Origin of the sequence: Acinetobacter calcoaceticus (assembly GCF_016508255.1) — a bacterium.
GTDB lineage: Bacteria > Pseudomonadota > Gammaproteobacteria > Pseudomonadales > Moraxellaceae > Acinetobacter > Acinetobacter calcoaceticus_E.
Genome location: NZ_JADVKT010000005.1, coordinates 22,786 through 38,262, shown reverse-complemented (window position 1 = coordinate 38,262; position 15,477 = coordinate 22,786). Strand labels below are relative to the sequence as shown.

Sequence of the window (15,477 nt, the reverse complement as noted above, 5' to 3'; positions counted from 1 at the left end):
ATAACACTGCATGCATATTGCAATCATTGGCGCAGGCATAAGTGGATTAATGTCTGCGCTGGAGTTGGTTGAACAAGGCTGTACTGTCAGTATTTTTGATCAACAACAAGCGGGACAAGCAGCCTCTTGGGCTGGCGGAGGCATTCTTTCTCCGATGTACCCGTGGCGCTATGTGCATGCAGTGAACCAACTTGCTCAGTTTGGTAAAGCATCTTATCAAGCATGGAACCAGAAACTCTCCCCTGTTACAGGGATCGATTTTGAAATTCATGACACAGGCATGCTGATTTTTGATGAAGAAGATTTTGACGTCGGACTTTCCTACGCCGAGCAGTATCAAGAACCGATGCAGCGCTGTGAATATTTACAGCGCGATGCACTAGAACAAGTGAATCCGCATATTTCCGATCAGTTTCAACAAGCCATTTATTTCCCTGAACTGTCTAATATTCGTAATCCGCGCGTATTACAGTCCCTGATTAGCTATTTAAAACAACATCCCAAAGTTGAGTTTTTTGAACACACTGCTGTTAAGAAACTGATTCAACAGGATGATGTAATACAAGCCCTACAAACCGAAGATGGTCGCAAACATACAGCAGATCATTTTGTAATAACGTCGGGCGCTTGGAGCCACTATTGGAACTCCCAATTACAACTCGACATTCCAGTTGAACCTGTTCAAGGCCAAATGCTGTTATTTAAAACCCCTGCTCACTGGTTGCCTACCATGTGCATGAACCGTGTGATGTATTTGATTCCACGTATGGACGGACATATTGTTTGTGGGTCAAGCATGGCCCATCGTGGTTTCGATACCTCTACCGATGAAATAACCCAGCACAATATTTTAGAAGCATGTTTGGATATGGTGCCAGAACTGGCCGATTTTCCGATTGTACAGCGCTGGGCAGGACTCAGACCAAGTTCACCAAATGGTGTTCCCTACATTGGCAAAATGCCTGAAATGGATAACCTCTGGGCAAACTTTGGTCATTTTAGAAATGGGTTATGTATGGGCGCAGGCTCTGCGCAATTACTTCGTCAGCTTATGCTGAATCAACCGACATTAGTGGATGCCAAAGCATATTCTCCAGAGCGCCTACAAAATAAAATCTTAGCCTGACGCCAATATATTCTCTAAAGCCAGTTTTAATTTGGGATAAGCAAACTCAAATCCTTCTGCTTGTAAGGCTGCGGGTTTAACGAATTGACCATTTAAGATCAATTGAGACTGTTCCCCCAACAAACAGCGAAAAACCGTGCTTGGTGCTGACAACATTGGTTTCTTATTGAGTATCGCAGCAGCTTGTTCAACAAAAGCTTTTTGAGTCACATTTTCTGGTGCTACTACATTATGAATTTGAGCAGATTGGGGATGCTTAAATATAAACTCGATTGCGCTTAACACGTCTTCAATGTGTACCCAAACCACAGGCTGACGACCATGTCCAATCTGACCGACTAAATTGAGTCGAATCGGAAGCAACATTTTAGGCAAGATGCCACCACCCTGCCCAAACACTACGCCTAAACGAATAATTTTAGTATTTTGCTGAGGATCTACTAAAGCTGCATGTTCCCACTCTTGGCAAAGCTGAGACATAAAAATAGGCTGTGGTGAACTTTGTTCGGTGCACACCTCTGCCCACTTTTCTTGATCATCTATACCGTAATAACCAATAGCCGAACCCGAGATAATCACTTCCGGAAAAATTTCAGATTGCTTGAGCCACGCATACAACCGCCGTGTCGTGTTTACTCGGCTTTCAATGAGTTGTTTTTTACGTGACTCGGTCCAGCGTTTTTCACCAATATTTGCGCCTGCCAAATTCACGACATAGTCAATTTGACGTGTTGAAATATCTTCAAATCTTTGTACCCACTGCACGGCAGGATGGTCAGATTTCTTGCCAGCCTGCCGCGTAACCGCAATCACGTTATAGTTTTTTTGTAGTAGGAACTTAATTAAATGCGTTCCGATAAAGCCACTAGCACCCGTAATTAATACATTCTTATTCATATTTCCTCCAAAACCGAGGACAACAGTTTTATTTGATTGTATAAAAATAATTCATGTTTAATCGTATGAGTTTTCGTAGTGATCTATTGCACATTAAACATTTTGTCTGCCATTCGCTGTGCTTGTTTGCCGTAAAACCAGTAGGTAATTAAATAAAGCGGAATAGCTAACATTAAAAGCATAATGACCATAATGCTTAAAAACTGAGGTTGTTTGAGGTAAAGCATAAAGTTCTGCAAAATCTCAGGGTCTTTTCGTGCAAATAAAAATAAGCCAAATAAAACACCACACAAGTTATAGCCCCAAAAAATTAGGGTAAAGCCTAAAGTAAATTTCTTTTTTTCTTGTACAGTCGGTGCACGGCGTTCTTTCTTTAAAAATTTAAATAAGACGAAAATCATTGCGCCTAAATAAGGAACGGCTGTTAAAACACCACCTACACTCGCTGGTAATAGTGCTGCAACCACACCTACAATTAAGGTGAGTACGATACATAAAGCAAAAAACCAGAGATAGTAAGAGCGTAATTTGGTCATCTTTTTGCCTAATTTATGGGTTTAAAAAATAATTATAAATTTTTTTCGATTTTTTTTCATTTTTCTGTCAACCAATCCTGATTTCTTGACGTTATATAGGGTAATAAGGTCGCAGCAACCGAATACTTCCTTTGCACGGCATCCGCAAAATTGTTTCGGTGACCTTTCATTACGACGCTTTTCTTCCTTCGGATTAGGTTTTGTTAGCAGCAGAAACCCTTGATGAAGTTTTTGACCGACGATTCTCTCATCACTCGAATCGTCGGTTTTTATTTTCTGGTACTTTCATTTATTTTACGCTCTGCATACACAATAATTCTTTCGTGGTCATAAGGGCTATGCGTATACTTTTTACACCATAAAAATGATTTAAATAAGATGAACAATATTGCCTATTTTGAAATCCAGTCTTCAAACCCTGCCCGCGATGTGCAGTTTTATCAAGCTGTGTTCGGCTGGCAATTTAAATTAGATAAAAACTTACCTATTGAATATTACCGTATAGAAACGCCTTCACTCATGGGTGGACTTTTAAAACGTCCTGCTCAAACGCCGCCCATGGAATATGGCACCAATGCATTTACCTGTTCAGTTCAAGTTGAAAATTTCGATGAAGTTGCTGCAAAAATTTTAGTGCAAGGTGGCATTGTTGCGATGGATAAATTCGCCATTCCCGGCCGAGCTTGGCATGGTTACTTTGTGGATTTAGACCACAACGTTTTTGGTATTTTTCAAGCCGATGAAAATGCAGCTTAAATAGCTTATTTAACAATTTTATTAATTTATAGCCACCGCATTTTAAACGGTGGCTATTTCATATTTACTATTCGGCAAAACTAAAGCTGGCTTCACATGTAATTGGGAAATTCACCGAATTAGCAATCATACATTCCTGATGAGCCTCTTCATGCAATTTTGCCGCAAGCTCTTGGTCGGCGCCTTTTTCTAAAACAACCGCAGGCTTTAAAATAATCTGAGTAAAGTGACCACGTTTGACTGGATCTGCATCTTGCATAAATCCAAGTGCGTGATCGACATAACTCACTACGTGAATATGATTGACTGCACATAGGTGTAAATACCATAGCTTATGGCAAGCAGAGGCTGAAGCAACCAATAAATCTTCTGGGTTCCATCTGGTCACATCGCCTAAATAAGCAGGGTCTGATGAGCCTTGAATGGTGGCCTTTTGTGGATGTTGAATACTAAAGTCTCTTTTATATGAACGATAAGAAGAAGTGCCTGTTCCTGTATTGCCTTCCCACTGTATTTTTACTTCGTATTCATGAATGGTCATTTTTTTCTCAAGATTCATTATTTGAATTGATAGTAACAAAGCAAAGTTTAAAGTGACAAAATTAATTCGGTTTTACTGTGGGCTTAAATATCGAGCACTTTAAAATGTCTTGATAAAATCTCCTGCCAATTTATGCTAACGTATCTATGTTTATCTTGGCTTGATGTCTGTTCCTATGTCCGTACATTTTCTACATACTTCTGACTGGCATTTGGGGCAGTTTTTTTATAATCATTCACGACACTATGAACACCAACAATTTTTAAGCTGGTTGCTCACTCAAATTCAAGAAAAACAACCGCATGCCCTGCTCATTGCTGGCGACATTTTTGATGTCATTAACCCAGGTTCTCAAGCACAAAAACAACTCTACCAATTTTTAGCAGATGCACATCGCCTTGCACCGCACATGCAAACGCTCATGATTGCTGGTAATCATGACTCAGGTTACCGTATTGAACAGGTCGAGCCACTTTTAGAAAAATATAATGCAAAAACCGTGGGCGTGGTTCACTGGAATGAAGATAAAACTCTAGATCTCGATCGACTACTTTTACCTATTTATAATCAACATCAAGATATTGTGGCATGGTGTCTTGCCCTGCCTTTTTTACGCTCAGCCGAAATTACGGGCTTTAATGAACATACCACCAACAGCAAAAATGCGATTGCCTATTTGCACCAGCAACTGATTGCCGAAGCAAAACGTCGTAAGACACCAGATCAAGCCCTTATTTTGATGTCGCATGCTCATATGCAAGGTGGGGAAACATCAGACTCTGAACGCCCGATTATTATTGGTAATGAAGAAGCACTTTCAACGACTCTGTTTGAAGATGCTGTCGATTACGTCGCTTTAGGACATCTGCATAAACCACAAAAAGTAGGTCAGCCGCACATTCGTTATAGTGGCTCACCCATTCCACTTTCGTTCAGTGAAATCAACTATAAACACCAAGTAGTTGAAGTCAAAATTGATCCTGCTCAAGACACAGACAAACGTTTGCAATTTGAAGCAGTAGCAATTCCACGTTGCATACAATTGCACCGTATTCGCGGTGAATTAAACGAGGTACTGCAACAACTCAAAGCTTTACCACACGGCGTGATTGAGAATATTGACCACCGTGAATATGTCGATATTGAATATTATAGTTTAACGCCACCACAGCCTAATTTACGTCAGCAGTTTGAAGCAGCCCTACCGCCTGAGCGCTATCGCTTAGTACGTATTTCACGTCAATATATGAGCAAAGATGCTGCCGATTTAAATACCACTCAGCACATTGCACTCGAACCACCGACCCCAGAAAAGCTGTTTCAGAATATTTGGGAAAAACAGGGTTACAGTGCTGATGATGCCGTATTAAAAGATTTTCTGAGTCTGGTACAAGAAGCACAAAAGAATCTTGAAAATGATGCACCCCTTAAGGATATGTCATGAAAATTTTATCCATTCGTATAAAAAATCTGGCATCTCTTTCTGACGAGCACTTTATAGATTTTGAAAGCTCGCCTCTAGCTCATGCAGGTTTAATTGCAATTGTGGGGAAAACTGGCGCAGGCAAATCGACCATTTTAGATGCCATGTGTCTGGCCTTGTTTAATCGGGTGCCTCGCCTTAAAGACAGCGACGGCAAATTAAAAGATGTAGATGGTTCTGAGTTACTCACCAATTCACCTTTAACTGTATTACGCCGTGGCACAGGACATGGTTTTGCTGAGCTTTGCTTTATTGCCCAAGATCAAAAACGCTATTTAGCACGTTGGGAAATTAAGCGTGCGCGTGAAAACCCGAATGGTAAATTACAAAGCGTACAACGCCACTTAAAATGCCTGACCGATGGTGTGGTGCTTGCCGACAAAGCTAAAGCGGTTGATGAAAAAGTTAAACAAATTACCCAGCTTTCATTTGAACAGTTTACTCGTGCCGTATTACTTGCCCAGTCAGAAGTGACCGCATTTTTAAAAGCACGAGACAGCGAACGCGGTGAACTGCTTGAATATCTGACTAACTCCAGCATTTTCGCCAAAATCGGTGAGCTGGCTTTTCGTAAAACAGCAGATATTGCAAAGCAGCGTAAACAGCTCGAAGAGTTTTTAGGCCATATTGAAATTTTATCTGATGAAGAGATAGCTGCATTTACTGCACAATATCAGCAAGCTGAACAAACCCATCAACAGTTAGAACAGCAAAAAAATGTCTTAGACAAACAACAGCAATGGTTTGAGCGCAAAGCAAAACTTGAGCGAGAAGTTCAGGCTAAACAGCAACAGTTTCAAACCCAGCAAAACCATCATCAACAATTGGCTGGTGAGCGTGAGCAATTAAAACGACTTGAAGTTTTCTCTGAAATACGCCCACAAGTTTTTCAGCAAACTCAAAATTTACAAACACTACAACAACTTGAGCCACAAATTCAGCAAGCTCAAACCAAGTTTAATGAGTTGGTGCAAATTTTTGAAACGGGACAAAAACAATATCAACTTGCAGAGCAAGAGCTCAAACAAACGCTCGCTTTTGAGCAACAGCATCAACATGCTTTAAATCAAGTTCGACAGTCCATTCAAGAACGCGCCTTTATTGCCGATGAATATAAAAAGTGCAAAGAAAAAAGACATACACTTGAGCAAAAACTTAGTCCGTTGCAACAGCAGCAAAACGTTGTACAACAGCATATTGCACAGCTTGAGCAGAACAAGATTAATCTTCAACAGCAACTCACCCAGACTCAGCAATATGCTGTATTAGACAAAGGCCTCTCAGCGCATTTAAATCAACTTGGGCAATTTATTCAAAATTACCAAGCGATTGAACAGCAGCTTGGTAACCCTATCCTTGCCCGCCAAAAATTATCGGAAGCTAAAAGTGAACTTGAACAACTGACGTCTTCTCTAGGTACTGCTGAACAAATTGATTTAAAACTTGAGCAACAGCGTAAAGATAAAGAGCAGAAACTTACTCAAATCACTCAGTTAGATCTGATTCAACAGAAAATAAAAATTTATCATGAGCTCTATGCCGAGCTTCAGCAATTCACTGAAAAGCAGACCCAAACTTTAGCCCAAGAGCAGCAACTTAAAGCTCTTTTCCAGTCGGCTGAGCAAGACTACCAAACAGCAAAAACTGAACGTGAAAAATTACAGCACATGCTGCAACAGCAGCGTTTATTACACACTGAAAATATTGAGCAGTTACGAGCCAATCTTAAAGATGGCGAAGCTTGTTTAGTGTGTGGAAGCACCCATCACCCTTACCGTGTTGATGACAGTGCAGTCTCTAAAGCATTATTCGATTTGCAGCAGCAACAAGAACAGCAAGCCGTAGCACTAGAGCAAACTAAATTTAATGCATGGCAAACCCAGCAACATGCGCTGACCCAGTGTCATGCCGAGCTTGAGCAAGTTCAGAAATATCTAGCTCAACTTCAAGCAAAACAAGCAAACTTAAAGCAAGAACTTGAGCAAGCTTTTAACCTCAATCAGTTCCACATTGAACTTAATCAGACTCCTGAGCAAATTTTGCAAACGCTTAACGAGCTCAGACAAGCCGCACAAACTGCGATGAGTACATTTGAGTCGGAAAGCTTGCGTTTAACCCAAGCGATTAAACAGCATAATCAGCTCGTTCAATATATCCAACGCAGTGAAAGCTTGCTTAATACAGCCCAGCAATGGCAACAGCAAGTTCAACATATTGTTGAGTGTTTATCTGAAGCTGAACAGCACACGTGGCAGCAGTCGAGTAGCCAAACCGCTAAGCAAACTTGGTCAATACTAGAGGCTCGTGCTAAGCAACTTGAACAGCAAGAACAGCTTTCACAGCGTTTCGAACAGCAGCAACAAGAACTTAAAATGCTAGCTGCTAACCTTGAGCAAATGACCAAACAAATTGATGATATCGATCAAAATCTCAAAGAGATTACGCTTAAAGGCCAACAAAATAACGAAAAAGCGGTGTCACTCATTCAACAAATGACAGGCCGCGCTGACATTAAACCGCACGAATGGTTAATTGAGCACGATGCTAAACGCCAGCAGCAACAAACAGCGTATCATGAGGCTAAACAACGTTTCGAACAGACTAGACAGCACTTTGAGCAGCAAAAGCAGGCGCTCGATCACCTCAAGCATCAACATCAACACACAGAACAGCATCAACAACAGATTAATACACAAATTCAAAACTGGTTAAACAGGCATTCTGATTTTCAGGCGCAGGACTTTACGGCGCTCATACAGATTAATTCAGCACAAGAACAAGATATCCGTAACCGCCTTAATCAAGCAGAACGTCTACTCAGTGAAGCTTCATCTGCCCTTAAGACTATGCAAGAGCAATTGACTGATCACTTACAAACTAAACCAGATATTGAATTTGAAAAGCTTCTGAACCTGATTCAAGACAATATTGCAGAGCTTAAAGCCCAACTGGAAATTCGTGATCAGCTCAAACTGAAGTTAGAGCTGCACCAGCAAAACCTTGCGAAACAGCAACAATACGCTCAGCAAATTCAAAACATTCAGCAAGAAGAACATCGCTGGAGCAAAATTTCAGGTCTGATTGGCGATGCCAAAGGCAAGGAGTTCCGTGACTATGCCCAGCAATATCATCTGGATATTTTAGTGGAACATGCTAACCAGCAACTGGCGATGCTTTCTCAACGCTATACCTTAAAACGGCTTGACCAATCTTTAAGTCTTGCCATTATCGACCACGATATGGACGGAGAAATGCGTTCAGTTTCATCTTTATCCGGCGGTGAATCCTTCTTAACAGCCCTCGCCTTATCTTTAGCCATTGCCAATATGGCTTCAGGTTCAATGAAAATTGAATCTCTGTTTATTGATGAAGGTTTTGGAACCTTAGATGCATCTTCTTTGCATATGGTAATGAATGCTTTAGATCAATTACAAAATCAGGGTCGTCAGGTTGTTCTCATCTCGCACATTCAAGAAATGCATGAGCGTATTCCTGTACAAATTCAAGTGAAACCTCTTGGTGCTGGCGCAAGTACAATTGAAGTCGTGGGTTAATTAAGTAAGTTTTTATCTCAAACTTTATTTAATTTTATATAAAAAAAGGGACGTATCATTTACGCCCCTTTTTCTTGTATTGTCTTGTACTAATTTTTTATTTTTAAAATATTAAAAAATTAATTAACGCAGAGCACCACAACTGCAAAACCGATACAGTACATACCGAATAAATGCCAGCGCCCATGTTCTAACCATGATGACAACCATTTCAATGCCAAAAGACCAGCACCAAAACTAAAGCACATACCCAATAAGCTTGGAACCATCGAATGGAACACTTGTCCATGTGCAACGGTTTGTAAGCCTTGAGCGTGAATTAAACGATATAATTCTTTTAAAATAACGGCTGGCGTTAATACAACTGCCAATGCAAAACTGAATTCTTCAGCCTTTTGACGAGATACCCCTAAAAATAGCCCAGTAGAGATCGTTGCACCAGAACGTGAAAAACCACGGAACGGTAAACATAACGCCTGTACTGCCCCAATAATAGAAGCACTACGCAAACTGATTTCACCCTGCTGACCACGATCTAAACGCGAAGATAAAATAATCAGAACACCTGCCGAAATCAGCGCAGCCGCCATTAATTTTGAGTTACTGAACAAATGCTCAATTTCGAAACTGCTCGCGCCGCCAAAGAATACATGTTTAATAATAGATTGAAGCGCTAAGCCAAGCACGCCTGTAATAAGCGTTGCCAAAATGATATAGAAGGCTTGTTTTTTAAAACTTTCCCATGAAGAAAAATAGGTCTTTTTCCAAGATTTCCAAAAGTAAACGATCACTGCAAACATCGTACCCGTATGTAACATCACAAGTAAGAATGTCATATCCGGTGCAGATGGATCATACCCCATTAACTTTTCAGCTAAAATAACGTGTGCGGAACTAGAAACCGGCAATAATTCAGCGAACCCCTGAATGATTGCCAGAATGAAAACATGCAACAAATCCATACATTACACACTCAAATATTAAAATATCTGGTTTATAAACGAGGAAAATTAAATTTAAATTAATCGATTACAGTTTCACCACAAAATACTTATCTAAATTGTAAAAGTCATTTTTTCTCAATGGGGTCACGTTTTCCAAATAAAGCTGTACCTACACGTACCATTGTTGAGCCTGCGGCAATTGCAGCGTCTAAATCTCCCGACATTCCCATACTTAATGTGTCCCAATCTTGCACATGAGCATGTTGTTCTTTCACATCATCAAATAATTTTTTGGCATCTGTAAAAGCAGCAGTATTATCGGGGGCCGGAATCACCATTAAGCCACGTAGCTTAATTTTTGGTAATTGACTAATTTGAGCAACTAACTCGGCAACTTCATCTGGTGCACAACCGTCTTTACTGTCTTGTCCATCAATATTGACTTGTAAACAGATATTAAGCGCAGACTGATCATCAGCACGTTGGTTAGATAAACGCTCTGCAATAATCAAACGATCTACACCATGTATCCAGTCAAACTTTTCAGCTAAATGCTTAGTTTTATTGCGTTGAACATGCCCAATAAAATGCCATTCAATGTCTAAGTCATGTAGAGCTTCAATTTTGTCCAGAGCTTCTTGTAAATAATTTTCGCCAAATGCTCGTTGCCCTGCTGCATACATTGCACGCAAACTTTCACTCGGATGTGTTTTCGATACGGCTAAAAGTTGTACAGCTTCAGGCACACGCTGCGCATGTTCACAAGCATGTTGGATTTGCTGTAATACGAGCTGTCGCGCATCTTGCAGGTAATTCATTGACAAGGTTCTCATTTTCAAAAAACTTTTTTGCTTTTCACCTAAAGCGAGGTGTTGGTAAGCCTCGGTGAAAGCCGTATATTATTCTACAAAATAATGACATATTTTGATTTACTTGGGGAAATTATGGATATTACAGAGCTACTCGCTTTCTCTGTGAAAAATGGTGCTTCCGATTTACACCTGTCTGCTGGCATGCCACCAATGATTCGCGTTGATGGTGAAGTTCGCCGCATTAACTTACCAGCCTTAGAACATAAAGATGTTCACCGTCTGGTCTATGACATCATGAACGATAAACAACGCCGAGACTATGAAGAAAAGCTCGAAACCGACTTTTCTTTTGAAGTACCAAATGTTGCGCGTTTTCGTGTTAACGCATTTAACCAAAACCGTGGTGCTGGCGCAGTATTTCGTACTATTCCATCTAAAGTACTCACCATGGAAGATTTAGGCTTAGGTCAAATCTTTAAAGATATTTGCGACTATCCACGCGGCATTGTGCTAGTAACAGGTCCAACAGGTTCAGGTAAATCAACCACGCTTGCAGCGATGATGGACTATATCAACGAAAATCGTTATGACCATATTTTAACGGTTGAAGACCCTATCGAATTTGTACATCAGTCAAAAAAATGCTTGATTAACCAGCGTGAAGTACATCGTGATACACATGGCTTTAACGAAGCACTGCGCTCAGCACTACGTGAAGATCCGGATATTATTTTGGTCGGTGAGATGCGTGACCTTGAAACCATTCGTTTAGCACTTACCGCTGCCGAAACAGGTCATTTGGTGTTTGGCACGCTCCATACGACTTCTGCTGCAAAAACCATTGACCGTGTGATTGACGTATTCCCAGCCGAAGAAAAAGACATGGTTCGTGCCATGTTGTCTGAATCCTTACAGGCTGTTATTTCACAAACCCTACTTAAAAAGAATGGCGGTGGGCGTGTCGCAGCACATGAAATCATGATTGGTATTCCTGCCATTCGTAACTTAATTCGTGAAAACAAAGTCGCGCAAATGTATTCATCAATTCAGACTGGTGCAAATCATGGCATGACTACACTCGATCAAAGCTTAAAAGGTTTAGTTTCTCGTGGTGTGATTAGTCCACAAACGGCACGTACTGCTGCTAAACAGCCTGAATCATTCCTATAAAAATAACAAAATAGCGAGATTAAAATTATGGATTTTAACGACTTACTCAACCTCATGGTTGAAAAAAAATCATCCGATCTTTTTATTACAGATGGCGTTGCACCATCTATGAAAATTAACGGGCAAATTGTTCCAATTTCAAAAAATAGTCTTTCAGGGGACGTGATTGGTCAACTTTTACATTCCATCATGAGCGAAAAACAGCGCAAAGAATTTGCGGACACTCGCGAATGTAACTTTGCCATTATGAACCGTGATAAAACTGCCCGCTTTCGTGTGAGTGCTTTTCAGCAACGTGACATGCCAGGCATGGTACTACGTCGAATTGAAACTAAAATTCCTTCAATTGATGATTTACAGTTGCCATCTGTGCTTAAAGATTTATCGATGACCAAACGCGGCATCATTATTTTTGTTGGTGCAACAGGTACGGGTAAATCGACATCTTTAGCTTCAATGATTAGTTATCGTAACCACAACACGAAAGGTCATATCATTACCATTGAAGACCCAATCGAGTTTATTCACGAACATGCAGGCTGCATCATTACCCAACGTGAAGTCGGGATCGATACAGACTCATTTGAAGTTGCCTTAAAAAATACTTTACGACAAGCACCGGATGTCATCTTAATTGGTGAGATTCGCTCTCGTGAAGTCATGGACTATGCGATTGGCTTTGCTGAAACAGGTCACCTTGTGTTAGCCACAATGCACGCTAACAATGCCAACCAAGCACTTGACCGTATTATTCACTTCTTTGAAAGTGACCGTCACAGCCAGCTCTATATGGATTTATCGCTTAACTTAAAAGCTATGATTGCACAGCAGCTTATTCCAACACCAGATGGAAATTCACGCCGTGCAGCCATTGAGGTTTTGATTAATTCACCGTTAATTTCAGACTACATTCGTAAAGGCGAAATTCATGAAATTAAGGATTTAATGAAACGTTCGCGTGAACTCGGTATGCAAACCTTTGACCAAGCATTGTTTGATCTCTATAAAGCAGGTCAAATTACCTATAAAGATGCGTTAAAACATGCCGACTCACCAAACGATTTACGTTTGACGATTAAGCTTGCCGAAGAAGGACCTGATCAAATTTCAGGCACAAATCAGCATTTAACCTTCGACCGACAGTAATTTCTTCATAAAAAAAGGAAGGTTAAACGTAACCTTCCTTTTTTATTTGTTTTCTTTGTGTGAAAACGATTATTTCTTGCGCAACACTTCCTGACACTCAGGTTCGTTACAGTAACCGTAGAGGTTTAATGAGTGACCTGTTAAGGTAAACCCATGTTGATCTGCTACAGCATGCTGTTCCTTCTCGATAACATCATTAGTAAATTCAATAACTTTGTTGCAATTATGGCAAACCAAATGATCGTGATGATCTTCTTGCATGATTTCGAAAACAGAATGATTATTCTCGAAATGATGGCGCTGAATGATACCCGCAGCTTCAAATTGTGTTAACACACGGTAAACTGTCGCAAGACCGACATCTTCCCCTTGCTCTAACAAAGTCTTGTAAATATCTTCAGCACTAAGATGATGTTGTTTTGAATTTTCTAATAATTCCAAAATCTTAATTCGTGGAAGGGTAACTTTAAGTCCAGCTTTGCGCAAATCTTGATTGGAAATAGGCATGAAAAAAGGTCTCTCAACAAATCTCAAGTTGGAATAGGCAATAGAATTTAGATGAAGTATGATCTATCCTTTGATCAAATGCATCATAATTTATTGGGATAGTGTAGCAAAATGCAAAAACTCGTGCTGACGTTATTAGTCACTTCACTCCTTGCTGGTTGTTCAATCTTTGGTGTATATAAGGTTGATATTCCTCAAGGGACTCCTTTGACCAAAGCTCAGGCCTCTCAAGTACAAGTCGGCATGAATTTCCAGCAAGTGCGTTTTTTGCTTGGTAGTCCAACTGTGACTGATCCCCTCAATCCTCAACGTTGGGACTATATTTACAACTATATCCCGGGAACTTATGCTAAAAAAGCAAAAATCCCCGCAGCACATGGTCAGCATTTAAAAATTTACTTTGATAGCACTGGCACAGTAACTAAAATTGAAGGTTTAGAAACTATTCCAGAGTCGCAACCAGGTTTACCTGCTTCTAAAGAAGCGATTTTAACTGCACCACCACTATAATCGTTTTTTCTAATAAAAATAAACCCCTCAAGTGAAATACTTCGAGGGGTTTTGTTTATGGGACTTATTACTTTAAGCGATTACTTTTAATGAATCTACCCACAGGATTTTTCTCGGCACGTTTACGGCGTATATCTTTAGGGTTAATCGTTAAAGGTCGATAGACTTCTACCCGATCACCTGCTTGCAAAATCGCATCTGCCTCAACTTTTGCACCGAATATGCCAAGTTGTAATGGCTCAGGCAAACTTACCTGTGTCTGCAATCCACTCGCCTCAACTGCTTGTAATGCAGTCATACCAGCTTCAAATGGAATAGCAACTAAAAACTGTTGCTCTGGGGCTGCAAAAGCAACCCACACTTGCTGAGCTTTTTCCATCAGATAATTTGTCCAATCACCGCAATCATGGCAATGACAATTGAAAGCGGTAATACAATACGCACCGCAATACGCCACAAGTTATAGAACAACTCATTGCTAAAATTCATTGATTTACGCAAATGGCTAATTTTCATAATCCAACCAGCAAAAATTGCATAGATCAGGCAAATGAGTAATCCCCAAAGCATCAAAATCAGCGTAAAAATGCTGTGAAGTTCAGGCACAGCCCAAACAGCAATTGCTACAACAATAATTACCCACTGTAAAACGTACATGAGCTGACGCTGAGCAAGCTGTTCTTTAGCAAGTTGAATAAATAGAGCTGCTGTCATTACCGCAGTAAAAATCCAGCTAAAAACAGGAAGCTGTGCTTGAAGAGAAAAGAAACCAAACGCAATCACAGCAATGAGCTGCGCCAACCAAATTGGAAGTACAGTTTTTGTTGCGCCCTCGTCAGCTTTAACAGTACCAACGCTGTTTTGCCAGTAAAGTCCTAAGCCTAAACCACTCGCAACAAGAGCAAGTACTGTAGCATTGCCCCATTCCTTAAACTCAACATTTGTCCAATGCCAAGGCTGTAAAGCAGTACCCATTGCATTGGCTAAAACAAGAGAAGCTATTACACCGACTGTCATTAGCAGAATTAAAATCTGACGCGGAATAAAAGATAGAATTAAAGCTATAACAGCAAGGCCCGCAAAAATTAATTGGCCCGAAACGCTATTATTGAGCTGTACTGTCAGTAGATTGCCAGCCGTACTCAGTACATTCCCTGCTAAAAATGGAATAAAAATAACTGCAAACCAACCAGCCAAACGCCATTTTGGTGAACTATCTGCTTCACGAGTTAAGCTGGATAAAGCATTTAAGGCAGTAGTCTTCGACCGTTTTGCTAAGGCAATTTCTAAATAACAAACTGGCAAAGCCAATAACAGCATTGTGCCTAACCACAATAACCAGAAATCGATTTGACGATCAATCTGGATTCCCATAGCGGGTGCCAATGTCGCCATAATGATGAAAGATAAGCAAAACGCCATCAGGGGCGATAACCATCGTGACATAGGTATGTCCTGCATTATGCATTCCTTGAAAAAGACTATAGATATTTTG

Annotated in this window: 15 protein-coding genes; 7 read left to right on the top strand and 8 right to left on the bottom strand. The window is 40.4% G+C overall.

From position 1 onward, the window contains the following. Positions 1-10 precede the first annotated feature (10 nt). Positions 11-1,126, top strand: a complete 1,116-nt coding sequence (locus tag I5515_RS11255) for an NAD(P)/FAD-dependent oxidoreductase (RefSeq protein ID WP_199966769.1) — start codon at positions 11-13, stop codon at positions 1,124-1,126. Here the strand turns inward: I5515_RS11255 and I5515_RS11250 are convergent. After that, positions 1,118-2,023 (bottom strand): TIGR01777 family oxidoreductase, encoded by a 906-nt coding sequence (locus tag I5515_RS11250; protein WP_199966767.1) that lies wholly within the window; start codon positions 2,021-2,023, stop codon positions 1,118-1,120. The two genes, I5515_RS11255 and I5515_RS11250, sit on opposite strands and share 9 nt — an antisense overlap. A gap of 83 nt (positions 2,024-2,106) precedes the next feature. Next, positions 2,107-2,559 carry an ABZJ_00895 family protein gene (locus I5515_RS11245; RefSeq protein WP_199966765.1) on the bottom strand — a complete coding sequence of 151 codons (453 nt, stop codon included), beginning with the start codon at positions 2,557-2,559 and terminating at the stop codon, positions 2,107-2,109. Positions 2,560-2,937: 378 nt separating this feature from the next. Between I5515_RS11245 and I5515_RS11240 the strand changes: the two genes are divergently transcribed. Then, positions 2,938-3,315 (top strand): VOC family protein, encoded by a 378-nt coding sequence (locus tag I5515_RS11240; RefSeq protein ID WP_199966763.1) that lies wholly within the window; start codon positions 2,938-2,940, stop codon positions 3,313-3,315. A gap of 67 nt (positions 3,316-3,382) precedes the next feature. Here I5515_RS11240 and I5515_RS11235 read toward each other — a convergent pair whose 3' ends face one another. Then, a complete protein-coding gene (locus I5515_RS11235; protein ID WP_199966761.1) occupies positions 3,383-3,856 on the bottom strand; it encodes an OsmC family protein in 474 nt (157 codons plus the stop codon). Positions 3,857-4,019: 163 nt separating this feature from the next. Between I5515_RS11235 and I5515_RS11230 the strand changes: the two genes are divergently transcribed. Then, positions 4,020-5,300: an exonuclease SbcCD subunit D gene (locus I5515_RS11230; RefSeq protein WP_199966759.1), complete on the top strand. Its 1,281-nt coding sequence runs from the start codon at positions 4,020-4,022 to the stop codon at positions 5,298-5,300. Beyond that, a complete protein-coding gene (locus tag I5515_RS11225) occupies positions 5,297-8,893 on the top strand; it encodes an AAA family ATPase (RefSeq protein WP_199966757.1) in 3,597 nt (1,198 codons plus the stop codon). Before I5515_RS11230 ends, I5515_RS11225 begins: the two co-directional genes overlap by 4 nt. A gap of 119 nt (positions 8,894-9,012) precedes the next feature. Here the strand turns inward: I5515_RS11225 and I5515_RS11220 are convergent, their stop codons facing one another. Then, positions 9,013-9,855, bottom strand: coding sequence for an undecaprenyl-diphosphate phosphatase (locus tag I5515_RS11220; protein WP_199966755.1), 843 nt, complete (start codon positions 9,853-9,855; stop codon positions 9,013-9,015). Positions 9,856-9,962: 107 nt separating this feature from the next. Then, positions 9,963-10,655: a YggS family pyridoxal phosphate-dependent enzyme gene (locus tag I5515_RS11215; RefSeq protein WP_199966752.1), complete on the bottom strand. Its 693-nt coding sequence runs from the start codon at positions 10,653-10,655 to the stop codon at positions 9,963-9,965. Between the two features lie 126 nt (positions 10,656-10,781). Between I5515_RS11215 and I5515_RS11210 the strand changes: the two genes are divergently transcribed. Next, complete coding sequence (locus tag I5515_RS11210) at positions 10,782-11,819, top strand: type IV pilus twitching motility protein PilT (protein ID WP_199966750.1); 1,038 nt, start codon at positions 10,782-10,784, stop codon at positions 11,817-11,819. A 27-nt stretch (positions 11,820-11,846) separates the two neighbouring features. After that, complete coding sequence (locus I5515_RS11205; protein WP_199966748.1) at positions 11,847-12,965, top strand: PilT/PilU family type 4a pilus ATPase; 1,119 nt, start codon at positions 11,847-11,849, stop codon at positions 12,963-12,965. A gap of 69 nt (positions 12,966-13,034) precedes the next feature. Here the strand turns inward: I5515_RS11205 and fur are convergent, their stop codons facing one another. Then, complete coding sequence (gene fur / locus I5515_RS11200) at positions 13,035-13,472, bottom strand: ferric iron uptake transcriptional regulator (RefSeq protein WP_004794120.1); 438 nt, start codon at positions 13,470-13,472, stop codon at positions 13,035-13,037. A gap of 111 nt (positions 13,473-13,583) precedes the next feature. Here fur and I5515_RS11195 point away from each other — a divergent pair, with 111 nt between their 5' ends. Further along, the gene (locus I5515_RS11195; RefSeq protein ID WP_199966739.1) at positions 13,584-13,982 is read left to right on the top strand and encodes an outer membrane protein assembly factor BamE; all 399 of its coding nucleotides are present in this window, start codon (positions 13,584-13,586) and stop codon (positions 13,980-13,982) included. A 67-nt stretch (positions 13,983-14,049) separates the two neighbouring features. Here I5515_RS11195 and I5515_RS11190 read toward each other — a convergent pair whose 3' ends face one another. Then, positions 14,050-14,361 carry an RnfH family protein gene (locus tag I5515_RS11190; protein WP_199966737.1) on the bottom strand — a complete coding sequence of 104 codons (312 nt, stop codon included), beginning with the start codon at positions 14,359-14,361 and terminating at the stop codon, positions 14,050-14,052. Further along, complete coding sequence (locus tag I5515_RS11185) at positions 14,361-15,428, bottom strand: hypothetical protein (protein ID WP_199966735.1); 1,068 nt, start codon at positions 15,426-15,428, stop codon at positions 14,361-14,363. Before I5515_RS11185 ends, I5515_RS11190 begins: the two co-directional genes overlap by 1 nt. Positions 15,429-15,477 lie beyond the last annotated feature (49 nt).